The sequence below is a fragment of the Dermacoccus abyssi genome, from assembly GCF_003515945.1.
Lineage (GTDB): Bacteria > Actinomycetota > Actinomycetes > Actinomycetales > Dermatophilaceae > Dermacoccus > Dermacoccus abyssi.
The window spans coordinates 1-5328 of sequence record NZ_QWLM01000032.1 but is presented as its reverse complement, the minus strand read 5'-3'; the positions used below and the strand labels follow the sequence as shown (position 1 = coordinate 5328).

Annotated in this window: 3 rRNA genes; all 3 read left to right on the top strand. The window is 55.2% G+C overall.

The window, feature by feature from the left end:
• The first annotated feature begins 110 nt into the window (after positions 1-110).
• The 3 genes from D1832_RS14835 (at position 111) to rrf (ending at position 5322) form a co-directional block, all read left to right on the top strand.
• Positions 111-1633, top strand: a 16S ribosomal RNA gene (locus tag D1832_RS14835).
• A 378-nt stretch (positions 1634-2011) separates the two neighbouring features.
• Positions 2012-5116: ribosomal RNA gene (locus D1832_RS14830) — 23S ribosomal RNA — on the top strand.
• An 88-nt stretch (positions 5117-5204) separates the two neighbouring features.
• A 5S ribosomal RNA gene (gene rrf / locus D1832_RS14825) occupies positions 5205-5322 on the top strand.
• Together the 16S, 23S and 5S rRNA genes form the textbook arrangement of a ribosomal RNA operon.
• Positions 5323-5328 lie beyond the last annotated feature (6 nt).

Here is a 5328-nt window from a genome sequence, read left to right as displayed (position 1 = left end):
TGGTGTTGTTCTGGCTGATGTTTGATGGATGGATACAAGACACACGATCACCTTTTTGTGGGTGGTGGTGTGGTGTCACCGTTTGATTTCGGCTGGGATACAGATTTTTTTTAACGGAGAGTTTGATCCTGGCTCAGGACGAACGCTGGCGGCGTGCTTAACACATGCAAGTCGAACGATGAAGCGCCAGCTTGCTGGTGTGGATTAGTGGCGAACGGGTGAGTAACACGTGAGTAACCTGCCCCCTACTCTGGGATAAGCCTGGGAAACTGGGTCTAATACTGGATATGACCAATCACTGCATGGTGTGTTGGTGGAAAGATTTTTTGGTGGGGGATGGACTCGCGGCCTATCAGCTTGTTGGTGGGGTAATGGCCTACCAAGGCGACGACGGGTAGCCGGCCTGAGAGGGCGACCGGCCACACTGGGACTGAGACACGGCCCAGACTCCTACGGGAGGCAGCAGTGGGGAATATTGCACAATGGGCGAAAGCCTGATGCAGCGACGCCGCGTGAGGGATGACGGCCTTCGGGTTGTAAACCTCTTTCACCAGGGACGAAGCTAACGTGACGGTACCTGGAGAAGAAGCACCGGCTAACTACGTGCCAGCAGCCGCGGTAATACGTAGGGTGCGAGCGTTGTCCGGAATTATTGGGCGTAAAGAGCTTGTAGGCGGTTTGTCGCGTCTGCTGTGAAAGACCGGGGCTTAACTCCGGTTCTGCAGTGGGTACGGGCAGACTAGAGTATGGTAGGGGAGACTGGAATTCCTGGTGTAGCGGTGAAATGCGCAGATATCAGGAGGAACACCGATGGCGAAGGCAGGTCTCTGGGCCATTACTGACGCTGAGAAGCGAAAGCATGGGGAGCGAACAGGATTAGATACCCTGGTAGTCCATGCCGTAAACGTTGGGCGCTAGGTGTGGGGCTCATTCCACGAGTTCCGTGCCGCAGCTAACGCATTAAGCGCCCCGCCTGGGGAGTACGGCCGCAAGGCTAAAACTCAAAGGAATTGACGGGGGCCCGCACAAGCGGCGGAGCATGCGGATTAATTCGATGCAACGCGAAGAACCTTACCAAGGCTTGACATACACCGGAATCATGCAGAGATGTGTGCGTCTTCGGACTGGTGTACAGGTGGTGCATGGTTGTCGTCAGCTCGTGTCGTGAGATGTTGGGTTAAGTCCCGCAACGAGCGCAACCCTCGTTCCATGTTGCCAGCACGTAATGGTGGGGACTCATGGGAGACTGCCGGGGTCAACTCGGAGGAAGGTGGGGATGACGTCAAATCATCATGCCCCTTATGTCTTGGGCTTCACGCATGCTACAATGGCCGGTACAGAGGGTTGCGAAACTGTGAGGTGGAGCTAATCCCAAAAAACCGGTCTCAGTTCGGATTGGGGTCTGCAACTCGACCCCATGAAGTCGGAGTCGCTAGTAATCGCAGATCAGCAACGCTGCGGTGAATACGTTCCCGGGCCTTGTACACACCGCCCGTCAAGTCACGAAAGTTGGTAACACCCGAAGCCGGTGGCCTAACCCTTGTGGGGGGAGCCGTCGAAGGTGGGACTGGCGATTGGGACTAAGTCGTAACAAGGTAGCCGTACCGGAAGGTGCGGCTGGATCACCTCCTTTCTAAGGAGCACATGAGCTCTTGCATCACCGCGTGTGTGATGGGAGTGTGCTGGGTGGAACGATGATCATGGTGCACGCACTGCTCGCTCGAGCGAGCTCAAGTACGACACGAGTAACGAGGACTCCTTCGCGGGAGTGATCGCTGTGCGTGTGGGGAACGGGCTGGCCGAGGTGGGGTGGTGGGTGTGATTGGCGCGTTGTTGGGTTCTCAGGACATGCATCGTGCGTGTTCTGGGGTTTGGCTGGCACTGACGGCTCGGCCACGAACGACTGCACGTGAGGACCTGTGAGGGTTCGGTGTGGTTGTGGTGGGTTGGTTGGTGTGTGGCGTGTTGTTTGAGAATTACACAGTGGACGCGAGCATCTAGTATCTGTGATCTTTAAGTTTTTAAGGGCACACGGTGGATGCCTTGGCACCAGGAACCGATGAAGGACGTTGTAATCTGCGATATGCCTCGAGGAGTCGATAAACAGGCTGTGATCCGGGGATTTCCGAATGGGGAAACCCGACCAGAATCATGTCTGGTCACCTGCACCTGAACACATAGGGTGTTGGGAGGGAACGTGGGGAAGTGAAACATCTCAGTACCCACAGGAAGAGAAAACAAGAGTGATTCCGTGAGTAGTGGCGAGCGAAAGCGGATGAGGCTAAACCATGATCGTGTGAGACCTGTCAGGGGTTGCGGTTGTGGGGTTGTGGGACAGTGCTGACCTTGTCTGACAGCAGGGTGCGCAGTAAGAAACCAGTTGTGTAGTCGAACAGTTTTGAATGGCTGGGCGTAGAGGGTGCGACTCCCGTAGACGAAACATAATTGGCTGTGTTGTGCTGTTTCCCAAGTAGCACGGGGCCCGTGAAATCTCGTGTGAATCTGGCAGGACCACCTGCTAAGCCTAAATATTCCCTGGTGACCGATAGCGGACTAGTACCGTGAGGGAAAGGTGAAAAGAACCCCGGGAGGGGAGTGAAATAGATCCTGAAACCGTGTGCTTACAATCCGTCGGAGCCTCTGTGTGGGGTGACGGCGTGCCTTTTGAAGAATGAGCCTGCGAGTTAGTGCTCAGTGGCGAGGTTAACCCGTGTGGGGTAGCCGTAGCGAAAGCGAGTCCGAAGAGGGCGTTTGAGTCGCTGGGTCTAGACCCGAAGCGGAGTGATCTACCCATGGCCAGGTTGAAGCGCCGGTAAGACGGCGTGGAGGACCGAACCCACTTAGGTTGAAAACTGAGGGGATGAGCTGTGGGTAGGGGTGAAAGGCCAATCAAACTCCGTGATAGCTGGTTCTCCCCGAAATGCATTTAGGTGCAGCGTCGCGTGTTTCTTGCCGGAGGTAGAGCTACTGGATGGCTGATGGGCCCCACCGGGTTACTGACGTCAACCAAACTCCGAATGCCGGTAAGTGAGAGCGTGGCAGTGAGACTGCGGGGGATAAGCTTCGTAGTCGAGAGGGAAACAGCCCAGATCATCAGCTAAGGTCCCTAAGCGTGTGCTAAGTGGGAAAGGATGTGGAGTTGCTGTGACAACCAGGAGGTTGGCTTAGAAGCAGCCACCCTTTAAAGAGTGCGTAATAGCTCACTGGTCAAGTGATTCTGCGCCGACAATGTAGCGGGGCTCAAGCACATCACCGAAGCTGTGGCAATGACACACATACCCTTAACGGGGGTGTTGTTGGGTAGGGGAGCGTCGTGTGGCGAGTGAAGCGGCCGAGTGATCGAGTCGTGGATGCTACACGAGTGAGAATGCAGGCATGAGTAGCGAATGACGGGTGAGAAACCCGTCCGCCGAATAACCAAGGGTTCCAGGGTCAAGCTAATCTGCCCTGGGTAAGTCGGGACCTAAGGCGAGGCCGACAGGCGTAGTCGATGGACATCCGGTTGATATTCCGGAACCGGCGAAGAACCGCCCATACTGAACCATGGGATGCTAACCACCCGAACCACGCCATTGAGGACTTCGGTCCTCGCGTGTGTGGGGAGCGTGGGACCCGATCGTGTAGTAGGTAAGCGATGGAGTGACGCAGGAAGGTAGCCTCCGCGGGGCGATGGTTGTCCCCGTTCAAGCATGTAGGCCGAACGTCTAGGCAAATCCGGACGTCGTATTGGCTGAGATGTGATGGTGACCACGTATGTGGGAAGTAGGGTGATCCTATGCTGTCGAGAAAAACTTCTAGCGAGGTTCGAGCCGCCCGTACCCCAAACCGACTCAGGTGGTTAGGTAGAGAATACTAAGGCGATCGAGTGAATCGTGGTTAAGGAATTCGGCAAAATGCCCCCGTAACTTCGGGAGAAGGGGGGCCCAAGCCTTGAAGCACTTGCGTGCTAGGGGTGAGGGTCGCAGAGACCAGGGAGAAGCGACTGTTTACTAAAAACACAGGTCCGTGCGAAGAAGTAATTCGATGTATACGGACTGACGCCTGCCCGGTGCTGGAAGGTTAAGAGGACTGGTTAGTCACCTTGTGTGGCGAAGCTGAGAATTTAAGCCCCAGTAAACGGCGGTGGTAACTATAACCATCCTAAGGTAGCGAAATTCCTTGTCGGGTAAGTTCCGACCTGCACGAATGGCGTAACGACTTCTCCACTGTCTCAACCACGAACTCGGCGAAATTGCAGTACGAGTAAAGATGCTCGTTACGCGCAGCAGGACGGAAAGACCCCGGGACCTTTACTACAGTTTGGTATTGGTGTTCGGTACGGCTTGTGTAGGATAGGTGGGAGACTGTGAAGCATTGGCGCCAGCTGGTGTGGAGTCATTGTTGAAATACCACTCTGGTCGTATTGAGCTCCTAACTTCGGTCCGTGATCCGGATCAGGGACAGTGCCTGATGGGTAGTTTAACTGGGGCGGTTGCCTCCCAAAGGGTAACGGAGGCGCCCAAAGGTTCCCTCAGCCTGGTTGGCAATCAGGTTTTGAGTGTAAGTGCACAAGGGAGCTTGACTGTGAGACAGACATGTCGAGCAGGCACGAAAGTGGGGACTAGTGACCCGACGGTGGCTTGTGGAAGCGCCGTCGCTCAACGGATAAAAGGTACCCCGGGGATAACAGGCTGATCTTGCCCAAGAGCTCATATCGACGGCATGGTTTGGCACCTCGATGTCGGCTCGTCGCATCCTGGGGCTGGAGTAGGTCCCAAGGGTTGGGCTGTTCGCCCATTAAAGCGGTACGCGAGCTGGGTTTAGAACGTCGTGAGACAGTTCGGTCCCTATCCGCTGTGCGCGTAGGAAACTTGAGAAGACCTGTCCCTAGTACGAGAGGACCGGGATGGACGAACCTCTGGTGTGTCAGTTGTTCTGCCAAGGGCACGGCTGATTGGCTACGTTCGGAAGTGATAACCGCTGAAAGCATCTAAGCGGGAAGCACGCTTCAAGATAAGGTTTCCATAACACTACGGTGTTGAGAGGTTCCCTAGAGACGATAGGGTTGATAGGCCGGATGTGGAAGCTCAGTAATGAGTGAAGCTGACCGGTACTAATAAACCGACAACTTAAAACATCACCAAGTGTTCTGGTGCTCGCGTCCCTGTGTAATTCTGAAACAACAACCACATCCAGTCAGATCATGGTGGTTAGTTTCATAGTGTTACGGTGGTTATAGCGAAGTGGGAAACGCCCGGTCACATTCCGAACCCGGAAGCTAAGCCCTTCAGCGCCGATGGTACTGCACTCGCCAGGGTGTGGGAGAGTAGGACACCGCCGGACTCCTTC